Origin of the sequence: Citrobacter sp. RHBSTW-00524 (assembly GCF_013747755.1) — a bacterium.
Lineage (GTDB): Bacteria > Pseudomonadota > Gammaproteobacteria > Enterobacterales > Enterobacteriaceae > Citrobacter > Citrobacter braakii.
Window position 1 is genome coordinate 3,933,587 of record NZ_CP056421.1, and the last position, 21,192, is coordinate 3,954,778.

The 21,192-nt window shown below is 53.9% G+C and carries 19 protein-coding genes; 5 read left to right on the forward strand and 14 right to left on the reverse strand.

Annotated features, from left to right (window positions below; genetic code table 11):
* Nucleotide 1: 1 nt before the first annotated feature.
* Nucleotides 2-451, reverse strand: a complete 450-nt coding sequence (nrdR, locus tag HV229_RS19020; RefSeq protein WP_016152032.1) for a transcriptional regulator NrdR — start codon at nt 449-451, stop codon at nt 2-4.
* Nucleotides 452-604: 153 nt separating this feature from the next.
* On the opposite strand from nrdR, the gene HV229_RS19025 reads away from it, so the two are divergent.
* Nucleotides 605-1,144 carry a DUF3251 domain-containing protein gene (locus HV229_RS19025; RefSeq protein ID WP_016155853.1) on the forward strand — a complete coding sequence of 180 codons (540 nt, stop codon included), beginning with the start codon at nt 605-607 and terminating at the stop codon, nt 1,142-1,144.
* Nucleotides 1,145-1,442: 298 nt separating this feature from the next.
* Complete coding sequence (locus HV229_RS19030; RefSeq protein WP_016152030.1) at nt 1,443-2,327, forward strand: nucleoside-specific channel-forming protein Tsx; 885 nt, start codon at nt 1,443-1,445, stop codon at nt 2,325-2,327.
* 45 nt (nt 2,328-2,372) lie between these two features.
* Here the strand turns inward: HV229_RS19030 and HV229_RS19035 are convergent, their stop codons facing one another.
* The 7 genes from HV229_RS19035 to queA all read right to left on the reverse strand — a co-directional run bounded on the left by HV229_RS19035 (nt 2,373) and on the right by queA (nt 9,088).
* Nucleotides 2,373-3,065 (reverse strand): YafY family protein, encoded by a 693-nt coding sequence (locus tag HV229_RS19035; RefSeq protein WP_016155852.1) that lies wholly within the window; start codon nt 3,063-3,065, stop codon nt 2,373-2,375.
* Nucleotides 3,066-3,088: 23 nt separating this feature from the next.
* Complete coding sequence (locus tag HV229_RS19040) at nt 3,089-3,454, reverse strand: VOC family protein (RefSeq protein WP_181546150.1); 366 nt, start codon at nt 3,452-3,454, stop codon at nt 3,089-3,091.
* Nucleotides 3,455-3,622: 168 nt separating this feature from the next.
* A complete protein-coding gene (gene secF / locus HV229_RS19045; protein ID WP_003021550.1) occupies nt 3,623-4,594 on the reverse strand; it encodes a protein translocase subunit SecF in 972 nt (323 codons plus the stop codon).
* A gap of 10 nt (nt 4,595-4,604) precedes the next feature.
* Entirely contained in the window at nt 4,605-6,452 is a 1,848-nt protein-coding gene (gene secD, locus HV229_RS19050) for a protein translocase subunit SecD (RefSeq protein ID WP_003021547.1), read from the reverse strand.
* A gap of 27 nt (nt 6,453-6,479) precedes the next feature.
* On the reverse strand, nt 6,480-6,812 hold the full coding sequence (yajC, locus tag HV229_RS19055) for a preprotein translocase subunit YajC (protein WP_003021544.1): 333 nt from the start codon (nt 6,810-6,812) through the stop codon (nt 6,480-6,482).
* Nucleotides 6,813-6,834: 22 nt separating this feature from the next.
* The gene (gene tgt, locus HV229_RS19060; RefSeq protein ID WP_181546152.1) at nt 6,835-7,962 is read right to left on the reverse strand and encodes a tRNA guanosine(34) transglycosylase Tgt; all 1,128 of its coding nucleotides are present in this window, start codon (nt 7,960-7,962) and stop codon (nt 6,835-6,837) included.
* 55 nt (nt 7,963-8,017) lie between these two features.
* Nucleotides 8,018-9,088 (reverse strand): tRNA preQ1(34) S-adenosylmethionine ribosyltransferase-isomerase QueA, encoded by a 1,071-nt coding sequence (gene queA / locus HV229_RS19065; protein WP_003021529.1) that lies wholly within the window; start codon nt 9,086-9,088, stop codon nt 8,018-8,020.
* A gap of 217 nt (nt 9,089-9,305) precedes the next feature.
* Between queA and acpH the strand changes: the two genes are divergently transcribed.
* Both acpH and HV229_RS19075 read left to right on the forward strand, forming a co-directional pair.
* Entirely contained in the window at nt 9,306-9,887 is a 582-nt protein-coding gene (gene acpH, locus HV229_RS19070; protein ID WP_019076154.1) for an ACP phosphodiesterase, read from the forward strand.
* A 168-nt stretch (nt 9,888-10,055) separates the two neighbouring features.
* Nucleotides 10,056-10,658, forward strand: a complete 603-nt coding sequence (locus HV229_RS19075) for a peroxiredoxin (protein ID WP_003021524.1) — start codon at nt 10,056-10,058, stop codon at nt 10,656-10,658.
* A 48-nt stretch (nt 10,659-10,706) separates the two neighbouring features.
* Here HV229_RS19075 and HV229_RS19080 read toward each other — a convergent pair whose 3' ends face one another.
* From HV229_RS19080 to HV229_RS19100, 5 genes are all read right to left on the reverse strand, one after another.
* Nucleotides 10,707-12,101, reverse strand: a complete 1,395-nt coding sequence (locus HV229_RS19080; protein ID WP_181546154.1) for a DUF3999 domain-containing protein — start codon at nt 12,099-12,101, stop codon at nt 10,707-10,709.
* Complete coding sequence (locus HV229_RS19085; protein WP_181546156.1) at nt 12,098-14,704, reverse strand: DUF2339 domain-containing protein; 2,607 nt, start codon at nt 14,702-14,704, stop codon at nt 12,098-12,100. The genes HV229_RS19080 and HV229_RS19085 overlap by 4 nt, the downstream gene beginning before the upstream one ends.
* A 136-nt stretch (nt 14,705-14,840) precedes the next feature.
* A complete protein-coding gene (locus HV229_RS19090) occupies nt 14,841-16,709 on the reverse strand; it encodes an amidohydrolase (protein WP_181546158.1) in 1,869 nt (622 codons plus the stop codon).
* A gap of 21 nt (nt 16,710-16,730) precedes the next feature.
* On the reverse strand, nt 16,731-17,276 hold the full coding sequence (locus tag HV229_RS19095) for an antibiotic biosynthesis monooxygenase (RefSeq protein ID WP_047357686.1): 546 nt from the start codon (nt 17,274-17,276) through the stop codon (nt 16,731-16,733).
* A 173-nt stretch (nt 17,277-17,449) separates the two neighbouring features.
* Nucleotides 17,450-18,091: a hydrolase gene (locus HV229_RS19100; RefSeq protein WP_003021513.1), complete on the reverse strand. Its 642-nt coding sequence runs from the start codon at nt 18,089-18,091 to the stop codon at nt 17,450-17,452.
* Nucleotides 18,092-18,364: 273 nt separating this feature from the next.
* On the opposite strand from HV229_RS19100, the gene HV229_RS19105 reads away from it, so the two are divergent.
* Nucleotides 18,365-19,267 carry a LysR family transcriptional regulator gene (locus HV229_RS19105; RefSeq protein ID WP_181546160.1) on the forward strand — a complete coding sequence of 301 codons (903 nt, stop codon included), beginning with the start codon at nt 18,365-18,367 and terminating at the stop codon, nt 19,265-19,267.
* On the opposite strand, the gene malZ is transcribed toward HV229_RS19105, so the two are convergent.
* The gene (gene malZ / locus HV229_RS19110) at nt 19,261-21,078 is read right to left on the reverse strand and encodes a maltodextrin glucosidase (RefSeq protein ID WP_094760939.1); all 1,818 of its coding nucleotides are present in this window, start codon (nt 21,076-21,078) and stop codon (nt 19,261-19,263) included. The genes HV229_RS19105 and malZ overlap by 7 nt on opposite strands.
* Nucleotides 21,079-21,192: the final 114 nt, after the last annotated feature.

Sequence of the window (21,192 nt, forward strand, 5' to 3'; positions counted from 1 at the left end):
CTTAGTCCTGTAGGCGAGCAATCTCTTCGCCAAATTCTTTGATATCTTCGAAACTCCGGTAAACCGAGGCAAAGCGGATGTAGGCGACTTTATCGAGTTTTTTCAACTGCTCCATCACCAGGTTGCCGATCATCTTGCTCGGCACCTCACGCTCGCCAGTCGCACGCAGTTGTGATTTGATATGGTTCAACGCCATTTCGACGTCATCTGAGCTGACCGGACGTTTCTCAAGCGCTCTGAGCATGCCGCTGCGCAGCTTATCTTCATTAAAGGGTTCACGCACATCGTTGCTTTTCACAACGCGCGGCATGACAAGTTCAGCCACTTCAAAAGTGGTGAAACGTTCGTTACAGACCAGACACTGCCGACGGCGGCGTACTGAGGAGCCCTCGCCTACAAGACGAGAGTCAATTACCTTAGTGTCTACGGCGAAACAGAATGGGCAATGCATACGGCGTCCTGTCCTCAGTGGTTAACAGAAATCTATTTTACCCTGAACTGGCGTGACAACAAAGGCGCAGCGCTTTTGAGACAAAGGATCGATGCCTTCGTGCTCGGTGCGCACTACCATTATGCTATCGCGACAATGAAGGAAGTAATCACAATGACAAGACGTTACCTAAGAATTCTCCTGGTGGGAAGTCTCTTTAGTCTTAGCGCATGCGCACAGCAAAGCGAAGTACGCCAGATGCATCAAAGCGTTAGCACGTTGAATAAAGAGATGACACAGCTAAATCAGGAAACGGTAAAAATTACACAACAAAATATGTTGAATGCCAAATCAACCAGCGGAGCCTATCTGCTGCCGGGTTCCAATACACCAGCCCGACTGGACAGCCAGATTGGCATGTTACGGATGTCACTTGTCAATATTGCGCCGAACGCCGACGGCACGCGGCTCACATTACGTATTCAGGGTGAATCCACTACGCCTTTACCCGCCTTTAGCGCCACCGTCGAGTATGGACAAATTCAGGGCACCACGGATAACTATCAGGAAACGAACGTTCAGAACCAATTGGTAACGGCCCCGGCAAGTATCCTTGCTCCCAGCGACGTAGACATTCCGCTGCAGATAAATGGCCTTTCTCCGGACCAGTTAGGATTTGTTCGTATCCACGACATCCAGCCTGTTAATCAATAAACTTTTTTGCGGGACGTTTTGTGCGTTCCGCAACATCATTCCGGCCCGTTTTGTTACTCACCTGACATAACCGATATTTCTGGTAAAACTTGGCAACATTCATGGGAGCCAGTACAATTCGCCGCCTAAAGTAAGCAAACGTGAACGCAATCGATTACGTAAATGATAGAACTGTGAAACAACACATATTTTTGTGAACAATGATTTTTATAATAGGCTCCGAAGAAACACGAAATATTTAGAAACGCAATTTGCGCCTTTTTCACTCCCGAAAGGGATTTCAAACAGTGGCATACATATGAAAAAAACATTACTTGCAGCCGGTGCAGTGCTGGCGCTCTCCTCGTCTTTTACTGCCAACGCTGCAGAAAATGACAAACCGCAATATCTGTCCGACTGGTGGCACCAGAGCGTCAACGTAGTGGGAAGCTACCACACCCGTTTCGGACCGCAGATTCGCAACGATACCTACCTGGAATATGAAGCTTTTGCGAAAAAAGATTGGTTCGATTTCTATGGTTACATGGATGCACCTGTCTTCTTTGGTGGTAACACTGATGCGAAAGGTATCTGGAACCACGGTTCTCCGCTGTTTATGGAAATTGAACCGCGCTTCTCCATCGATAAACTGACCGGCACCGACCTGAGCTTCGGTCCATTCAAAGAGTGGTACTTCGCCAATAACTACATCTACGATATGGGTCGTAACAAAGATGGCCGCCAGAGCACCTGGTATATGGGTCTGGGTACCGATATCGATACCGGTCTGCCGATGAGCCTGTCTCTTAACGTGTATGCCAAATATCAGTGGCAGAACTACGGTGCAGCCAACGAAAACGAGTGGGACGGCTATCGTTTCAAAGTGAAATATTTTGTACCAATCACTGAACTGTGGGGCGGTAATCTTAGCTACATTGGCTTTACCAACTTCGATTGGGGATCCGATCTGGGCGACGATGATTTCTCCGATCTTAATGGCAATAAAGCGCGTACTAACAACTCTATCGCTTCCAGCCATATTCTGGCGCTGAATTACGATCACTGGCATTATTCCGTCGTCGCTCGTTACTGGCACAACGGGGGTCAATGGAATGATGATGCAGAGCTGAACTTCAATAAAGGCAACTTTAACGTCCGTTCTACCGGTTGGGGTGGTTACCTGGTCGTAGGTTACAACTTCTAATCCTGCCAATTTATCGCAGACAAGCCAGCTTAACCGCTGGCTTTTTTATGGCTGGTCTTCACAGCGTACTTTACGTAAAAAGTCACTTAGCGAGCGATCTGCAGATTCACGAAAATGCCTGTCGAGCGGCGTGATCTTCAGACACCGATCAACGCGAAAGCAGCGATAATCGTCACGTTTCTCGCACCAGGCAACCAGCAACCAGTGCTCACCCCAGAAAAATAACCCCAACGGCTGAACGTCGCGCCAGGAGAGATTCCCGGACTCGTCGCGATAATGCAGCGCCAGCACCTGCTGCGCCGAAACCGCGCGATGTATGAGATCAAAAGCACTGCGTGAATGCGGCTGATTGCCAAAATCTGGCGCGAAAACCCGCGTTTGCTCGGCTCTGCGCCGACACTCTGGCGGCAATATCGCCAGCACTTTTTCCTGCGCGGATTCCAGCGCCTGTGAGAGTGAATCCCCGCCCCATGTTTTCAGCAACCGAATCGCTACCATTAACGCTTCTGATTCGCGATGCGTTAACATCAACGGCGGCAGATCAAACCCCGCCATTAAGCGGTATCCACTGCCCACTTCTCCTTCAATAGGCACGCCGGATAAAGAGAGATCGCGGATATCGCGATAAATCGTCCGTTCAGAAACCTCAAGACGTTCTGCCAGCAGCGCCGCCGTTGTCACTCGCCTGCCACGCAGGATTTGTACAATCTGAAACAAGCGGTCGGCGCGTCTGGTCATTTTAATCCTCAGTCCTGAAAATATTACGCGGGTTGATGTAAACCAACACGATTGCCTTCGCTGTCAGTAAACAGCGCAATAGTGCCAATATCCTGCCCCAGTTCGAGCGGACCAAACACGCACTGACCGCCAGCGGTGGCGACGCGTTTAAGCGTTGCAGCCAAATCATCCGTATGCAGATAAATAATAGCGCCCTGCGCTGAAGGCGTAATACCGTCAAATTTAGCCAGCGCCCCGCCGGGAGCGGGATCCTGATGTGGAAATACGGCCAGCTCCGCGCTGTCCATATTCTCACGACGCAAATAAACCTGCATCACTGGCTCATAAAAAGCAATGGCGCGCTCCATTTGTGCCACGGGGATTTCAAACCAGCTAATTACGTTATTCATACTTCCTCCTGCCTGTGTGGGTAATCTCAGAAGGACTATAAGACAGGGCTACTGACAGCATACTGTCAGTAGTATGGCGACCGGAAAAGATAATGGACTGCTAGCAAATCGCAGGCAAAAAAATCCCGACCTTGCGATCGGGATTCCAGTATCTTCACTCTTAATAGTTTAAGGCAGAATTGACGGTTGATCCGCCCCTTCTTTCTCAACCTTCTGCTGCAGCATGTGCTCACGCTTCATACCCAGCTTCAGCGCCAGCGCCGATGCTACGTAGATAGAAGATGCAGTACCGATGGAAACACCGATCAGCATCGTCAGCGAGAAGCCTTCCAGTACCGGACCACCGAACAGGAACAGCATCAGAATAACCATCAACGTCGTACCGGACGTAATCAACGTACGGTGCAGCGTCTGAGTCAATGACACGTTAAAGATTTCGTAAGGCGTACCGCGACGAATTTTGCGGAAGTTTTCACGAATACGGTCAGATACGACGATACTGTCGTTCAGCGAGTAACCGATTACCGACATCAACGATGCGACGATAGTCAGATCAATCTCGATATGGAACAACGACAGGATCCCAAGTGTGATAATCACGTCGTGCGCCAGAGCGATAACTACCCCTGCCGCCAGTCGCCACTCAAAGCGGAAACCGACGTACACCAGGATGGATATTAACGCCGCCATCAGCGCCATTGCACCGGTTTGCGCCAGGTCTGCACCCACGCTCGGACCCACGAATTCAATTCGCTTCACCGCGGCGTTTTGGTTGGTAGATTCGTTAATCACACTCAACACTTTGCTGCCCAGTACCTGACCGCCGTCTGCGCCTTCAGTTGGCGGCATACGCACCATAATGTCGTGGCTGCTGCCGAAGTTCTGCAGAAGCGGATCAACAAAGCCCGCTTTCTCCAGCGCATCGCGCATCACGTCCATATCGGCCGGTTTTTCCAGCGTGATTTCAATTACCGTACCACCGGTGAAATCGAGACCCCAGTTAAACCCGCGTACGCCCATCACCACGATAGCCGCAATCAGCAGGAAACCTGAAATGCCGAAAGCCCAGTAGTCCCAGCGCATAAAGTCCCAGACTTTACGGCCGTGGTTCAATTGTTCAACAGTATATTCCTGTGCCACTTCGCACTCCTCAGATTGACAGCTTTTTGACGCGCTTGCCGCCATACAACAGGTTTACGATGGCACGTGTACCGACAATCGCGGTAAACATCGACGTCGCCACACCAATACCGGTAGTAATCGCGAACCCTTTAATTGCCCCGGTGCCAACTGCGTACAGGATAATGACCTTAATCAGCGTCGTAATGTTCGCATCAAAGATGGAGCTAAATGCGCCCGCATAACCTTCATTGATGGCCTGCTGCACCGAACGCCCGTTACTCAACTCTTCTTTGATACGTTCGTTAATCAGTACGTTCGCATCGACCGCGACGGCAAGGGTTAAGACGATCCCCGCAATCCCCGGCATACTCAGCGTAGCGCCCGGCAGCAGCGACATAATACCGACAATCAGTACCAGGTTAGCAATCAGCGCACTGGTCGCGATCAGACCGAACTTCTTATAGAAGAAGATCATGAACAGAATAGACACCACTAGACCGGCCAGACACGCTTCCAGACCCTGTTTAATGTTCTGCATACCCAGGGTAGGACCGATGGTACGTTCTTCAACAATCTGAATCGGCGCAATCAACGCACCGGCACGTAACAGCAGAGAAAGCTGACGCGCTTCGTTCGGGTTGTTAATACCGGTGATACGGAAGCTGTTGCCCAGGCGAGACTGGATGTTGGCGATGTTAATCACCTCTTCCTGTTTCACCAGCACTGCGCGACCGTTGGCATCTTTTTTACCGCTGTCTTTGTACTCCACGAACAGGGTCGCCATCGGCTTACCGATGTTGTCCTTGGTGAAGTTGGACATGATGTTACCACCCGCGCTATCCAGCGAGATGTTAACCTGCGGCTGATTGTATTCGTCCTGGCTGGAAGTGGAGTCGGTGATATGATCACCGGTCAGGATCACGCGTTTGTACAGCACAACCGGCTGACCTTCACGAGACTGTTTCACTTCCGAATCACCCGGTACACGCCCGGATGCCGCAGCAGACTGGTCAACGTTGGTGTTCACCAGACGGAATTCCAGCGTCGCGGTAGCGCCCAGAATTTCTTTCGCACGCGCGGTATCCTGAATGCCTGGCAGTTCGACCACAATGCGGTCAGCACCCTGACGTTGGACCACCGGCTCAGCAACACCCAGTTGGTTAACACGATTACGCAGAATGTTGATGTTCTGCTGTACCGCGTACTCACGGGCTTCGCTCAGGCGCGCATCGGTCATCACCGCACGCAGAGCATTGCTGCCCTGGCTGGAAATAACCAGATCCTGGTGACGCTTGCTCAGGTAAGAGATAGCTTCATCACGAGCGCTGCTATCACGGAAGGTGATGCTCAGACCGTAGTTATCTTCTTTGCGAACGGTAGTATAAGGAATGCCTTTTTCACGCAGATCGCTGCGCAGGCTATCGATATTTTGTTCCTGCAACTTACTCAGCGCGGTGTCCATATCCACTTCCATCAGGAAGTGAACGCCGCCACGCAGGTCAAGACCGAGTTTCATCGGTTCTGCGTGAATGGCTGCCAGCCAGCGTGGAGTTGCCGGTGCAAGGTTAAGCGCCACGACGTATTGATCGCCCAATACGCCCATTAACACTTCACGTGCGCGCAGTTGGGTATCAGTGGAGTCGAAGCGCGCAAGAATAGCACCCTCTTCCAGAGCCACAGACTTAGGTGTGATTTTATCTTCTTGTAACGTTTTCTGGACCTGGATCAGCGTTTGCTCACTGGCGGCGGCACCGCGCACGCCAGTGATTTGAACAGCCGGATCCTCACCATACAGGTTGGGAAGCGCATAGAGCAGACCGACGACAATAACGACGATCAGCATGACATACTTCCACAAAGGATAACGGTTTAACACGGCAGTTCCCTTTGGGAAAACAATAAATTACAGCGCCTTCATGGTGCCTTTCGGCAGAACGGCAGCTACGAAATCACGTTTAATAACCACTTCAGTGGTGTCGTTCAGCGCGATAGCGATGTAGCCAGATTCTGCTACTTTGGTCACGCGACCCACCAGACCACCGTTAGTCAGCACTTCATCGCCTTTCGCAATGGAGTTCATCAGATTTTTGTGTTCTTTGGTGCGCTTTTGCTGCGGGCGCAGGATCATGAAGTAGAAAATCAGACCAAACACCACCAGCATCAGAATCAGAGACATCGGGCTGCCCTGCGCCGGAGCACCTGTTGCCGCTACCGCATCAGAAATAAAAAAGCTCATTCAAATTCCCTCATTATTAAAATTAATCAACGTTCACAGGTGGAACTGGTCTACCCTGACGTTGGTAAAAATCGGTCACGAAGCTCTCTAATTTACCCTCTTCAATAGCCTTGCGTAAACCCGCCATCAAACGCTGGTAGTAGCGAAGGTTATGAATCGTGTTGAGTCGCGCGCCCAATATTTCGTTGCAACGGTCGAGATGATGCAAGTAAGCGCGCGAATAATTGCGACAGGTGTAGCAATCACACTCAGCATCGAGCGGACTGGTGTCGCTTTTATGTTTCGCGTTACGAATTTTTACCACGCCGTCAGTCACAAACAAATGACCATTACGGGCATTTCGCGTTGGCATCACGCAGTCAAACATATCGATACCGCGACGTACGCCTTCAACCAGATCTTCTGGTTTGCCGACGCCCATCAGGTAACGAGGTTTATCTGCCGGAATCTGTGGGCATACATGCTCCAGGATGCGGTGCATATCTTCCTTCGGCTCACCGACAGCCAAACCGCCGACAGCGTAGCCATCAAAACCGATGTCTACCAGACCTTTAACGGAGATATCACGTAAATCTTCGTAAACACTGCCCTGAATAATGCCAAAAAGCGCACTTTTGTTGCCGAGGCTATCAAAACGATCCCGACTGCGCTTCGCCCAACGCAGAGACATCTCCATCGAGCGTTTAGCATAGTCCCAGTCGGCCGGATACGGTGTACATTCGTCGAAGATCATGACGATATCGGAACCGAGATCGTATTGAATCTCCATTGATTTCTCGGGATCGAGGAAAATCGGATCGCCGTTGATCGGGTTACGGAAATGCACGCCCTGCTCGGTAATCTTACGGATATCACCCAGGCTGAAAACCTGGAAGCCGCCGGAATCGGTGAGGATTGGCCCTTTCCACTGCATAAAATCGTGCAGATCGCCATGCAGTTTCATGATTTCCTGCCCCGGGCGCAGCCACAGGTGGAAGGTGTTACCGAGGATAATCTGCGCGCCAGTTGCTTCAACTTCTTCCGGCGTCATGCCTTTCACGGTGCCGTAAGTACCGACCGGCATAAAAGCAGGTGTTTCTACTACGCCACGATCAAAAACCAGGCGGCCGCGGCGAGCGCGACCGTCTGTGGTATCCAGTTCAAATTTCATCTTAACTCCTGCGTCAGAAAAACAGTCCGACGTTTTAAATACTCATATCGCGGATTTATTCCCCGACACGCTCAGAAATAGCCTGCGGATTGTACGTGATAAACATCGCATCACCGTAACTAAAAAAGCGATATTCCGCTTTTACCGCTTCATGATAGGCGTGCATGGTGTTTTTATAACCAGCAAACGCGGAAACCAGCATGATCAGCGTTGATTCCGGCAGGTGGAAGTTGGTTACCAGGGCATCAATCACCTGATATTTATAGCCAGGATAAATGAATATTTGCGTATCGCCGAAAAACGGCTCGATAAGGTCGTTTTTGGCCGCCTGTGCCGCGCTTTCCAGTGAACGTACGGAGGTGGTGCCCACCGCAATCACGCGGTTGCCGCGCGCTTTTGCCGCCAGCACAGCATCAACGACATCCTGCGGCACTTCCGCATATTCGGAGTGCATGATGTGATCTTCGATGGTGTCTACGCGCACCGGCTGGAAAGTCCCCGCGCCCACGTGCAGCGTGACGAACGCCATTTCAATGCCTTTATCGCGCAGCTTAGCCAGCAGCGGATCGTCAAAGTGCAGACCCGCAGTCGGCGCGGCGACCGCACCCGGTTTTTCGCTATACACGGTCTGATACAGCTCGCGATCGGCGTCTTCATCCGGACGGTCAATATACGGTGGCAGCGGCATATGGCCGATGGCGTTAAGGATATCCAGTACGCTGCGCTCGTCGTTAAACTCGACTTCAAACAGCGCGTCATGGCGTGCCACCATCGTTGCTTTAATACTTTCGTCGTCGCCCAGCAGCAGCTCGGCCCCCGGTTTCGGCGCTTTCGAGGCGCGAATATGCGCCAGAATACGTTTGTCATCCAGCATACGCTCGACCAGCACTTCAATCTTGCCGCCGCTGGCTTTACGGCCAAACAGACGCGCCGGAATAACGCGGGTGTTGTTAAAGACCAGCAAATCGCCAGGGTTGAGCTTATCGAGCAAATCGGTGAAAGTACCGTGCGTCAGCGCGCCCGTCGGCCCGTCCAAAGACAGCAAGCGGCAACTACTGCGCTCAGCTTGCGGATAGTGGGCAATCAGGGATTCGGGTAGTTCAAAGGTGAAATCGGTAACGCGCATGACACTGACTCAGACTAAAATAAGAGGCGGGTAGTCTAGTGCCGGGGCGTCCTCCCTGCAACCTTTACCCCTCAAGTTAAAAGACATAATCTATACACAAAATCATTCAAGATGCATCGAGGCGGCAACTGAATGAGTCCCCGGGAGCTTACTCAAGTAAGTGACTGGGGTGAGTGAAGGCAGCCAACAAAGAGGCAGTTTGAAGGATGAAGTGGATATGAATTTTCTTGCACATTTGCATCTGGCTCACCTCGCCGACAGCTCGCTTTCCGGCAATTTGTTGGCCGACTTTGTCCGGGGCAATCCGGAAACGCACTATTCGCCTGACGTGGTGGAAGGCATCTTCATGCACCGTCGTATCGACGTGATGACCGATAACCTGCCGCAGGTGCGTGAAGCCAAAGAGTGGTTTCGCAGCGAAACGCGCCGTGTCGCGCCGATTACGCTGGACGTAATGTGGGATCATTTTCTGTCGCGCCACTGGTCGGAAATATCCCCCGACTTCCCGCTGGCGGACTTTGTGCGCTATGCTCGCACCCAGGTGACCACTATTTTGCCTGAATCGCCACCGCGCTTTATCAATTTAAACAACTATATGTGGTCAGAGAAATGGCTTGAGCGCTATCGGGACATGGATTTTATCCAGAACGTCCTGAATGGCATGGCCAGCCGCCGCCCACGACTCGATGCCCTGCGTGACTCATGGTATGACCTGGATACGCATTACGATGCGTTAGAGGAACGGTTCTGGCAGTTTTATCCGCAAATGATGGAACAGGCGCAGCGTAAAACCCTTTGACTACAGCCCGTATTAGCCGCCGGATAAGCAGTAGCCGCCATCCGGCAAAAGATTGATAGACAAAACCTGTCTCATTGATTGCCAGCGCCTCTTTGTCTTATTCGCGAACACTCTCTATACTGGCCCGCGTTGCGTTCCAAAAACCCCTTAACATTGCAGGAGAATTATATGGTACTGGTAACTCGTCAGGCTCCGGATTTCACAGCAGCTGCGGTACTGGGTAGCGGTGAGATCGTTGAAAACTTCAACTTCAAACAGCATACCAACGGTAAAACTACCGTTCTGTTCTTCTGGCCGATGGACTTCACCTTCGTTTGCCCGTCTGAACTGATCGCTTTCGACAAACGTTACGAAGAATTCCAGAAGCGCGGCGTGGAAGTTGTTGGCGTTTCCTTCGACTCTGAATTTGTCCACAACGCATGGCGTAACACCCCTGTCGACAAAGGCGGCATCGGTGCAGTGAAATACGCAATGGTTGCTGACATCAAACGCGAAATCCAGAAAGCCTACGGCATCGAGCACCCGGAAGCGGGCGTTGCTCTGCGCGGTTCTTTCCTGATCGACGCTAACGGCGTTGTTCGCCACCAGGTGGTTAACGATCTGCCGCTGGGTCGTAACATCGACGAAATGCTGCGCATGGTTGACGCGCTGCAGTTCCACGAAGAGCACGGCGACGTTTGCCCGGCACAGTGGGAAAAAGGTAAAGAAGGTATGAACGCGTCTCCGGACGGCGTGGCAAAATACCTGACCGAGAACGTTTCCAGCCTGTAATTGGCATGAATCGTAAGAGGCCCGCAAATGCGGGCCTTTTTTATTGGTTTATGTCGGATTACCCTTTTTCACTTCACGCCAGATTCGCCACGCCATAAGCGCCAGTACGGCGACCCCAAGAATTAACGCCCCCCACACCAACAACGTTTTCCACTGGCTTTGTTGCTCAGCTACTGACGTTGCCGTCAATCGCGCTTCACCACCAAGCGCCACGCTCTCCTGAAGAGTCGCCCACGGTAGATAATCTATCTCCTGCGATTTACGCAGCGACGCCGGGATCAGCATATCGAGACCAACATCAGCCTTTTTCGCCGCCCGGTTTCCCCACGCCAGCATATAAGGCCCTTTGCCCTGCGTATTAAACACCAGTTGATAACTGTCGCGCATGCCGCTCAACTCAGGCAGCCTCTCTGGCAACCGGGCGTTAATGGTCGTCATCCGGACGGCCTCAACCAACTGACCGGAAAGACGAATATCTTCCGCACTCCTCCAGTCCAGATTGTAAAGCATGGTTTTTGTCAGCGGCTGCCAGGGCTCTTTTTCAGCGCTGCGCCAGGCCAGTTCCACCGGTAAAACACCTTCACTTTCCAGATCGATGCGAAGCGAGGTCAGCGGCTGGGGCTGCGCCCATCGCCAGACGGCTTCGTCATCCGAAACCTTATTCCCCTGGGCTTCAATCACGATACGCTCGGATTCCGGCTCGCTGCTGGCCGCTATCGCGCTCACGCTGTTTAACGTCAGCGCCGGACTTTGCGAGTCGAGGATCACCAGCAGGTAGCGAGTCGCCTCCACAGAGAGCGTGAGGCTGGCGCTGATGGTGTCCATTTTCAGGCGATCGTTATCACGCGTCAGATCCATTAACGGCGCATCTTCCTGCACGGGTCGCCAGTAGCGCAAATCACTGCTTGCATAAACCGAGGCTTTCCCCTGCCAGTTGCCCGCCTGCGAGTCCCAGTTCAGGCGTAACTGCGCCAGTGAAAAGGCATCTTTCGTCTCTTCCGGGAGCGTCAGTAAATAGCTCTGGCCGAGCGCTTTGACATCATCACTTTGCAAATGAATTTCAATGCCGCTCTTCGAGCGTAAAACAATAGCGTCTCCGCCTCGTTGCCCCTCCTCACGCGGCGTAACCGGTGACATATCAAGCGGGAAAAAACGCAGCGCCACTGCCTCTGGCGTAACGGGCTGGGTTTTCTGCGCCACCAGAGTAAACGGCACCGTCTCCCCCAGATGGTTAAAGACCCGGACATCGCGCAAATCCGCCCAGGCGGTACCCGGATACACCGCCGGAGGTAGCGAAAGGCGATACCACGGCGATGTGCCCGTAGTTTCCAGCGTCACCCCCGTTACGTAGTCCGCCGGAGACTCTTTCACTTCATCGCTGCTTACCGCCGCGCCTGTCACGCCCAGCAGTACGCTGCATAACACCGCTTTCATCCATTTCATTTTTCTTCTCCTGCTTTGGGCGGTAATGGTGAAAAATACCCGATAATCAACACCAGAATGGCCACACCGATAAACGCAACCGCGCGCGCCAGGCCGCCTCCTCCTGCGCTGTCCACCAGCATCAGTTTCACAATGACTATCCCCAGCAATACCGCGCCACACAGCCATTCCCGACGCGAGCGGCGCCGGGTCGCCCGCAGCATCACCACCAATGCCGCCAGCATCCAGAACAGAGCAAAACAGGTTTGAATCAGCCGTGAATCCCATAGTGCGTCTACACGCCACGCAACCTCGCCATACCAGGACAATGCGCGCAGCAGCACGCCATTGAGCCACCAAAAGCTGAGCGCCATCAGCGCCACAACCGGCCATGGGCGACATACCGAAAGCTGCGCCGGGAAATAGCGTTCAGACGCGCGATAAAACACCACCAAGCCCAGCAGGGCAAAAGCTGCGCCCTCTTCCAGCGGGTTGAGCAACGGCAGATAAGTCTGACGATAAACCACGCCATCTTGTAAATTGGTCAGCACGAGCAGACCGACCAGCACCAGCACAACGGGAACCATCGCCTGAACAGAATAGAGGGTAGGCCAGATGCGAAACGGCCAGATTTGTCGATGAACAGACTGATAAATCAGGAAAATAAGCAGCCCGCCAGCCGCCATCATCAGGCCGCTACCCCACGCGGCCCTTCCCCACGGCAGCCCCTGCGCGAACCAGAACAGCTCAACCGCGAGCGCCAGTAAAATCATCCAGAAGAACGATAAATGCGCCAGTCTGGAAAGCATTGGCGGTAATATTTGTGCGTCACGCCAGAGCAGCGCTACCGCAACAATTAGCGCCGCGCACCAGGCCAGATTCAGCCAGCCCGCCGCAAACATCTGCTGTACAGCGATCTGATACATCAGCATCACCAGCATCATCGGCCACAGCAGCCATTTACTGGCATCCAGCTCCCGCCACGCCAGGCGACCCGCAATACTCCGCCAGCCCCAGCTCGATACCGCCATTAATGCCAGCACGCCAGACAGTACCCACCGCTCCTGTTTCAGAACGAGTTGCGATGCCGCAACGAGCGCAACAATCCAGAAAACCAAACCACCAGCGAGTAGCGCCCAACTGCCCGGCATCCAAATGTTGCGCCATAGCCATGCAGCAACCAGCCAACTGAGGCTGAGCACGGCAAAAATCAGCATGACTGAGAGCGCGGTTGTTCCGTTCGCCAGCGCCCATAGCGCGCTCCCCACGGCCAGCACGAGCAGCGCCGTACCGCTATAACTCATGCGTCGTTGCTGTTGTTGCACGCCCAGCCAGAGGATCCCAAGCCCCTCCAGCGACCAGGCCATCGCCGTCCAACGGGCTGAAAGCGCCAACGGGATAGCAAGAGTGGTAAACGCACCACCGAGCGCCAGGGCGGACAATACCAGAGGTCTCCCCAGAGAAGAGGAACGGCGCAACGCAAACTTTGCTAACACCAGATAGAAACCACCGTAGCCCAGCGCACTAAGCGCCGGACCATAAGCCATATGCCGGGTAATGGCATACTGCATTCCAAAACCGATCAGCGGTGGGGCAAACAGCAGTACGCCGTCAATAATCTGTTTGCCTTTTTCCTGCGCCCGGAGCGACAACGCCACGCTCAGCACGCCAAAAATAATCGTGTTGGCGATCAGGAACAGCTGGCAACTCAGGTAATACTCTGGTCGATAGCCCTCCAGGCCCCACACCCCGCCAACGCCGAAGGTGAACAACAGGCCAAGCAGATTAAGCTCCCGCCAGTGCTGCCAGATGCTGATGGCGAGAATGCCGAGCGAGAGCAGAAGATAGAATGAGAAGAGCGCGACATGACTGCCGCCGCCGGTGGAAAGCAACAGCGGCGCGAGATAACCGCCAAGACTTGCCAGCATCGCCAGGCTGAGCGCCTTTTGCAGAATAGCCAGCCCCACACTCGCCGCACAAATCACCACCAGCAGCGCAAATGCCAGCGTCATTGGCAGCATTTGCCACAGCCGGAACGCGCCAAAGACGGTGAGATAGAGTGCTCCGGTAGCTCCCCCCTGTAATATCAGCGCATAGATCGGTTGCTTATGCCGCAGCCGCCAGCCCAACGCCAACAGCACAATAGCGAACAGCGCGGCCGCCACCAGACGCAGCTCCAGCGGAAACAGAGAATGTTCGACCGTATAACGCAGCAGGAAAGAAAGCCCCAAAAACAGGAGCAAAATACCGAGCTTTGCCAACGGGTTACCCTGCATAAACCAGCGCAGCAGCGATGACATTACCCCGCCAAAAGCAGAAGGCCGCTCGACGTCGGGCGTAGATACCGCCGCATTATCCGGCTTCGGCTGTGAAGCCCACGGGTTAACGGGCTCAGGCGGCGGCTCAGTTACAGGCTCCGGTGATACGCTGCTCATCGCTGCCGTTGGCTCAACGGCGCTGGTCTGCGCCACACCGCGCAGCTCCAGCTCCTCTACCCGACGGCGCAAGACCATCAGCTCAGAACGTACAGCCGCACTGCGTCTGAATGCCACGATCGCGAGGCCAGGAACCACTACCAGCGCGAAGAATAATACAATGCAGCCAAGGGTTAGCAGCTCATCCATGTTTCCACCTTCACTGTATAAAGACAGACCAGAATGACACAAATTGTTGCAGTTGCGCCATATCGGTTAACACGATGAACCGCTTTTCAGAAAAGACAATCAGCCCCTGCGTTTGGCCAGGGGCTGTGATCAGGGATTAAAACGCGAAGCAGGAGCAGCCAAGCGCGCCCCAGAAAGCCCGGTCATCTGACACCGGAATTGCCGATTTACGCGCTATATCATGCTGATGACCGTGTACGCCGCAGCTGCCGCAGCACTGGTGCATCTGCACCATTGCGCCAATTTTCGCCGCAGCAGGCGGCGCTGAGCGATAGTGCCCCGGCACTTTTACCACCGGCGACCAGTCAGGTACAACCGGGATGACCGGCGGCGCCAGCGGAGTGAAATGCCCGGCCGCATACACCACTTTGCCATCGACAATGGTCATTACCGACTCTATGCCTTTGATCTCCTCTTCCGGCACACTGAAGTAATCTTTAGACAGCACCACCAGGTCGGCCAGTTGGTCTTTCTCGATGCGCCCTTTCTTACCCTGTTCGCTGGAGAACCAGGCGCTACCGGCCGTCCACAGTTCCAGCGCCACATCGCGCGGCAGGCGATTGTTATCATCGTACATCGCCATCCCTCCCACAGTACGGCCCGAAACCAGCCAGTAGAGCGCTGTCCACGGGTTGTAGCTGGCCACGCGGGTGGCATCAGTCCCCAGCCCTACCGGAACGTCAGCCGCCAGCATTTTCGCCACCGGCGGGGTATGTTTGACCGCATCTTTGCCGTAGCGATCGACAAAATATTCGCCCTGGAATGCCATACGGTGCTGAACAGCGATCCCGCCCCCCAGCGCTTTTACGCGCTCGATATTCCGTTCGGTAATCGTTTCAGCGTGATCGAAGAACCAGTGCAGGCCATTGAACGGGATATCGCGATTCACCTTCTCGAATACGTCGAGCATACGGCTGATGGATTCATCGTAGGTGGCGTGCAGCCGGAACGGCCAGCGGTGCTCCACGAGGTGGCGCACCACGCGCTCCAGCTCATCTTCCATACCTTCCGGCAGATCCGGGCGTGGCTGGAGGAAGTCTTCAAAATCCGCGGCCGAGAAGACCAGCATTTCCCCTGCCCCATTGGCACGGTAGAAGTCGGTCCCCTGCCCTGGTTTGAGCATATCGGTCCAGCGTTCAAAGTCTTCCAGTTCCTGCTGCGGACGCTGGGTAAACAAGTTGTAGGCGATGCGCACCGTCATCTGTTTGTTGGCGTGTAACTGCTCAATTATCTCGTAATCTTCCGGGTAGTTCTGAAAACCACCGCCTGCATCGATGGCGCTGGTCAGCCCGAGACGGTTCAGCTCGCGCATAAACTGCCGGGTCGAGTTGACCTGCATTTCCAGCGGCAGTTTTGGTCCTTTTGCCAGCGTCGAATAAAGGATCATGGCATTGGGTTTGGCGATCAGCATCCCGGTTGGGTTACCGTTGCTATCACGCACAATCTCACCACCCGCCGGGTCCGGCGTCGCTTTGGTGTAGCCGACTGCTTTCAATGCGGCACGGTTCAGCAAAGCTCTGTCGTAGAGGTGCAGAACAAAAACTGGGGTATCCGGGGCAGCTTCATTCAGTTCTTCGAGGGTTGGCATGCGACGTTCGGCAAACTGGAATTCGCTCCAGCCGCCCACCACGCGCACCCATTGCGGCGATGGCGTTCTGTCAGCCTGCTCTTTGAGCATGCGCAGCGCGTCCGCCAGCGACGGAACGCCTTCCCAACGCAATTCCAGGTTGTAATTCAGACCGCCGCGAATGAGGTGCAGGTGCGAATCGTTCAGGCCCGGGATCACCGTATGCCCTTGCAGATCGACAACCTGCGTCCCGTCGGTGGCAAAACTCATGATGCGATCGTGGCTACCGGTCGCCAGGATCTTACCATTGGCGATCGCCACCGCCTCGACCTGCGGGTTTTGTCTTTCGAGAGTATGAATTTTTCCGTGAGTCAGAATCAGTGTGGCAGTTTGAGACATAACAATCTCCTGAGAAACCGGTCAGGCTTTTTTCAGCCATCCGGCAAACAGACCGGTTACGATGGGCATCCAGAACCAGACCACCAGCGCAACCACACAGGCATCATTGATCAGATGCAGGAGTAACGAGCCCTTCATGGCAGGCAGCACAATGCCGGTCAACCACGGCACCAAATTGGTGCTGGGAAAAATCACCAGCAGAGTTATCAGAAACTGTTTCCAGCGCCTGGGCTGACGTACATGGGGCGCGGGCGGCGTAAACCAGAACGCTGCTTCGGTGCGGATTTCGGTTTTATCCCCCTCCGCCAGCAGCGGGGCAATCTCTTCGACCAGCACGCGGCGCGTATCGGACTGGGTCCAGTTATACAGATGCTCCAGCGTGTCGAAGCGGATAATGATGTTCCACAAGTTGTTGCCATCTGCAGGACGAATCACATTCGCCCCCAGATGACCGGGAAACTCGGCCGCCACCGGCATGATTTTCCCCAGCCACTGCTCATACCGCTGCGCTTGTTCAGGCAGCAGGGTGTGGGAAATCACCAACGTCACATGTTTGTTCTGCGCCATAAAGGGTTCCTTGTTGAGAGGAAACAGGCCCGCTTAGGCCACGGAAGCAATACACAAAATCATTCATGGCGCATCGAAGCGGCAAGATTGTGTATCCCCGGAAGCTGACAAAGTGAGTGACCGGGGTACGCAAACGAAGCCTACAAAGAGGCAACATGAAGGATGAGGTGTATTTAGGCTTTACGTTCCGGCGCGCCATGCACCATGGTGTAGGCGTAATCCACGCCCATACCGTAGGCGCCGCTGTGCTCACGTACCAGATCCATGACGGCGTCGTAGGTTTCTTTGCGGGACCAGTCGCGCTGGTACTCGAGAAGAACCTGTTGCCAGGTCACAGGTACGGCACCCGCCTGTACCATGCGGTCGATAGAACGCTCATGGGCATCCACGGACGTGCCGCCGGAAGTGTCAGTTACCACATAAACTTCGTAACCCGCTTCCAGCGCCATCAGCGCCGGGAAAGTCAGGCATACTTCGGTCCACAGCGCGGAGATAATCAATTTTTTACGCCCGGTCGCTTCCACGGCTTTCACAAACGCCGCATCCTCCCAGGAGTTCATCGAGGTGCGTTCAATTGGTTTCACATCAGGATGAACCGCTAACAATTCCGGCCAGATATAGCCGCTAAAACTTTTCGTTTCCACAGAAGTATAAATCACCGGAACATTAAATATTTTCCCGGCCTTCGCTAATGCCACGGTATTATTTTTCAAAGTCTGGCGGTCAATATTCGCCACACCAAATGACATTTGCGGCTGATGATCAATAAAAATAAGCGTTGAGTTTTGAGGGTCAATCAGTTCCCGAATAGACATAGCACACCTTCTTAATCAATAAGTTAAAAGGCAACGGTCTGTATCTGCCGTCAGCAGCAGGATCCTGAATCAGAAAGCTTGTTGAGTATAGCGGGAAATTTCTAACGAGTTATTAAAGAAAACTTACCATCCAGTGAAACTATTAATTTTGTGTTGCGATATATCCTAAACAACATCAAAAAAATGCGCATGACTCATCTAATTTATTCACTGGCATTGTTTTTCTCCATTCGGTACAACAGAGGGGTTTAATTTTCAGGATATTTTCTGCTTATGCGCATCAATCTGGATGTTTTGCTAATTCTCGACGCACTCGATAAACAGGGTTCATTTGCCGCGGCGGCCGAATCGCTGTTTAAAACCCCTGCAGCACTCAGCTATATGATTCAAAAGCTGGAAAGTGATTTGAATATCGAGTTGCTTGACCGTTCCGGTCACCGAGCAAAATTTACCGACACCGGTCAGATGATGCTGGAAAAGGGACGTTTGCTGCTGAGTGCGGCAAAAGATCTCGAAAAGCAGGCGGTGCAGCTGAGTTCAGGCTGGGAAAAAGAGCTGGCGATTGCGCTGGACGACTCCTTCCCTTTCGCCTCGCTGTTGCCCATTATCGATGAATTTCACGCGCTGAATAAGCAAACCCGCCTTAACTTCACCCACCATACGCTGGCGGGCTCCTGGGAGGAACTGACGCATAATGGAGCAGATATTATTTTGGGGGCGATTAATGAACCGCCTACGTCAGCGGCCTGGTCCTACAAAATGCTTGGCACGCTGGACAATGTGTTTGTCGTTGCGCCTGAGCATCCGCTGGCCGCAGCACCGGATGGCCTGACTAACGAACAGCTGTGCCTGCACCGGGCGATTGTCATTAGCGACAGCGCCCGCTTTTGTCATCCGTTACAAACCAATCTGATGGAGGAGCAGGCGCAGATTCGCGTTGATGATTTCCACAGTAAGGTGATGCTACTGCGGGCCGGCTTGGGCTGCGGATTTCTCCCCCGCTATATTGCTAACCCGTGGCTTGCCACGGGCGAGCTGGTGGAAAAAACGGTCATCTCATTTCGCCAAAAAGACGTGGCCTATATGGCCTGGCGCAATAACCGCGATGGATTGGCGCAGCGCTGGTGGCGGGAAACGCTGCTGGCAAGCCCGGATGTTACGCACTTATATCAATGACCCATCCACACCGAGGCGGAAATCGCCGGCAGCGTCAGGATATCCTCGGCAAGCACGCCTTTGCCCTCCTGGTGCTGCCATTGGCTGACGCTCAGTAATGGCGAGGCTGGCAGGACCACTTCACAGGCGTGGCCACGGTTAATCGCCACCAATACGCGCTGGCGGTTTAGCACGCGTACAAACACCACCACGTTATCCTCGGCGTAAATCACCTGACAACCACCATGGCGCAGCGCCTGGCTCTGGTGGCGTAATGTTGCCAGCCGCTGATACAACGCCAGCAGGTTAGCGTCCTGTTTTTCAGGCTGCCACGGGAATGGTTTGCGACAAAACGGATCGTTGTTCCCATCCAATCCCACTTCGTCACCGTAGTAAATACAGGGCACGCCAGGCCAGGTAAACAGCCACACCACCGCCAACGGTAAACGTGCGACGTCTTTACCGAGCAGAGATTTAAAACGGGCGGTATCGTGGCTGTCGAGCTGGTTGAACATCCGCAACTGCTGCTGATGCGACAAACCCGCGCGATAGTTATCCATCCACGCCATACAGGTCTGGGCGTCAATGAATTGCGGATCGTATGAGATATCGGTATTGGCGAGAAATCCCCATACAGGGAAGGTAAAACCGCGATAGTTCATGGCGGCATCTTCCGCGTCGGCCTGCAACCATTGGCGCGCGTCGCCAAAATGCTCGCCCACCACATACGCCTCTGACTGGGTCTCTTTCGCCGCCTGCGTAATTCCGGCCACGTGCTGCAGGTTGTTGTGCGCACCACCGGCCTCTCCCAGCATATGCACCACGTCAAGACGCCAGCCGTCCATACTCCACGGCGCTTTCAGCCAGTGGCGAACGATACTGTCTTCGCCGCGATAAATTTCATTCACCAGGCTTTCAGAGGAAAAGTCCAGCTTGGGCAGGCTGGAATACCCCAGCCAGTCGAGCGCGACGCCGTCGGCTGAGAAATGATACCAGTCGCGCCAGGGGGATTGCGGATTATGGCACGCGCCATCCGTTCCCCGATTATGTCGGTCAAACCAGGCGTGTGAATCGCCGCTATGGTTAAAAACACCGTCGAGAATCAGGCGCATCCCCTGCTGTTGGGTGGTGTGACGCAGGCGCAGCAGCGCCCTGTCGCCGCCAAACTGCGGATCAACATGACGGTAATCTTCGGTATCGTATTTATGCACGCTCGGCGCGGTAAATACCGGATTCAGGTACAGCGCCGTGACGCCTAACGTTTTCAGATACGGCAGCTTTTCGCTGATGCCGTCCAAATCGCCGCCATAAAACGTGGAGCCACCGGCCTGGGCCGTAAGCGGTTCATCCCACTCGCGCCGCACAATATCGTGTCCGGCAGCGTGGTGATAATAGACGTTATCCTGAGTCGCTTCACGCGACTGGCTGCGGGCAAAACGGTCCGGGAAAATTTGGTAAAAAATCTGATCGGCGACCCACTGCGGACCGTTATCCGGCACATCAACAGCAAACTGCTCCAGACGCGCAGGCGGAAAACGGCTGAATCCCTGCGGGGTAAACCACAGCTGACGATCGAGCCAAAGTAATTTAAAGCTATAGCGTCGACGAGGCTGTCCGCTGGAGAGATCGATCGCCGCTCTCCACGCTGTCACGCCCGGCTGCGGCTGGCTGCGTTGCTTGTGCATACCCAGCGAAATCTCTTCGTTATCGTTTTCTGCGCGTAGCGTCACCCGCTGGGGTGGATTTTCCCCCGCCAGCCATAATGTAATCGTCAGTTGATCTTTGTTTTGCTTAACAAATGGGGCAACCGGAAGGTGCCAGGCGTTCAACATCACGTATCCCCTTTGATGATAATGACGTCACCTTGCCATAGCGAAGTGCAGGATCACTCATCATCTTAACGTTTATTGGGGGAGGAGTGCGGGGGAGGAGAAAATTGCCGGGTA

What these genes read in the sequence shown, in the direction of transcription:
- acpH (WP_019076154.1), top strand. Translation starts at nt 9,306, where the DNA reads ATGAATTTTCTTGCACATTTGCATCTGGCTCACCTCGCCGACAGCTCG.
- HV229_RS19105 (WP_181546160.1), top strand. Translation starts at nt 18,365, where the DNA reads ATGCGCATCAATCTGGATGTTTTGCTAATTCTCGACGCACTCGATAAA.
- tgt (WP_181546152.1), bottom strand. Translation starts at nt 7,962, where the DNA reads ATGAAATTTGAACTGGATACCACAGACGGTCGCGCTCGCCGCGGCCGC.
- nrdR (WP_016152032.1), bottom strand. Translation starts at nt 451, where the DNA reads ATGCATTGCCCATTCTGTTTCGCCGTAGACACTAAGGTAATTGACTCT.
- HV229_RS19035 (WP_016155852.1), bottom strand. Translation starts at nt 3,065, where the DNA reads ATGACCAGACGCGCCGACCGCTTGTTTCAGATTGTACAAATCCTGCGT.
- HV229_RS19025 (WP_016155853.1), top strand. Translation starts at nt 605, where the DNA reads ATGACAAGACGTTACCTAAGAATTCTCCTGGTGGGAAGTCTCTTTAGT.
- HV229_RS19090 (WP_181546158.1), bottom strand. Translation starts at nt 16,709, where the DNA reads ATGTCTCAAACTGCCACACTGATTCTGACTCACGGAAAAATTCATACT.
- HV229_RS19075 (WP_003021524.1), top strand. Translation starts at nt 10,056, where the DNA reads ATGGTACTGGTAACTCGTCAGGCTCCGGATTTCACAGCAGCTGCGGTA.
- malZ (WP_094760939.1), bottom strand. Translation starts at nt 21,078, where the DNA reads ATGTTGAACGCCTGGCACCTTCCGGTTGCCCCATTTGTTAAGCAAAAC.
- HV229_RS19100 (WP_003021513.1), bottom strand. Translation starts at nt 18,091, where the DNA reads ATGTCTATTCGGGAACTGATTGACCCTCAAAACTCAACGCTTATTTTT.
- yajC (WP_003021544.1), bottom strand. Translation starts at nt 6,812, where the DNA reads ATGAGCTTTTTTATTTCTGATGCGGTAGCGGCAACAGGTGCTCCGGCG.
- HV229_RS19085 (WP_181546156.1), bottom strand. Translation starts at nt 14,704, where the DNA reads ATGGATGAGCTGCTAACCCTTGGCTGCATTGTATTATTCTTCGCGCTG.
- HV229_RS19080 (WP_181546154.1), bottom strand. Translation starts at nt 12,101, where the DNA reads ATGAAATGGATGAAAGCGGTGTTATGCAGCGTACTGCTGGGCGTGACA.
- queA (WP_003021529.1), bottom strand. Translation starts at nt 9,088, where the DNA reads ATGCGCGTTACCGATTTCACCTTTGAACTACCCGAATCCCTGATTGCC.
- HV229_RS19030 (WP_016152030.1), top strand. Translation starts at nt 1,443, where the DNA reads ATGAAAAAAACATTACTTGCAGCCGGTGCAGTGCTGGCGCTCTCCTCG.
- HV229_RS19040 (WP_181546150.1), bottom strand. Translation starts at nt 3,454, where the DNA reads ATGAATAACGTAATTAGCTGGTTTGAAATCCCCGTGGCACAAATGGAG.
- HV229_RS19095 (WP_047357686.1), bottom strand. Translation starts at nt 17,276, where the DNA reads ATGGCGCAGAACAAACATGTGACGTTGGTGATTTCCCACACCCTGCTG.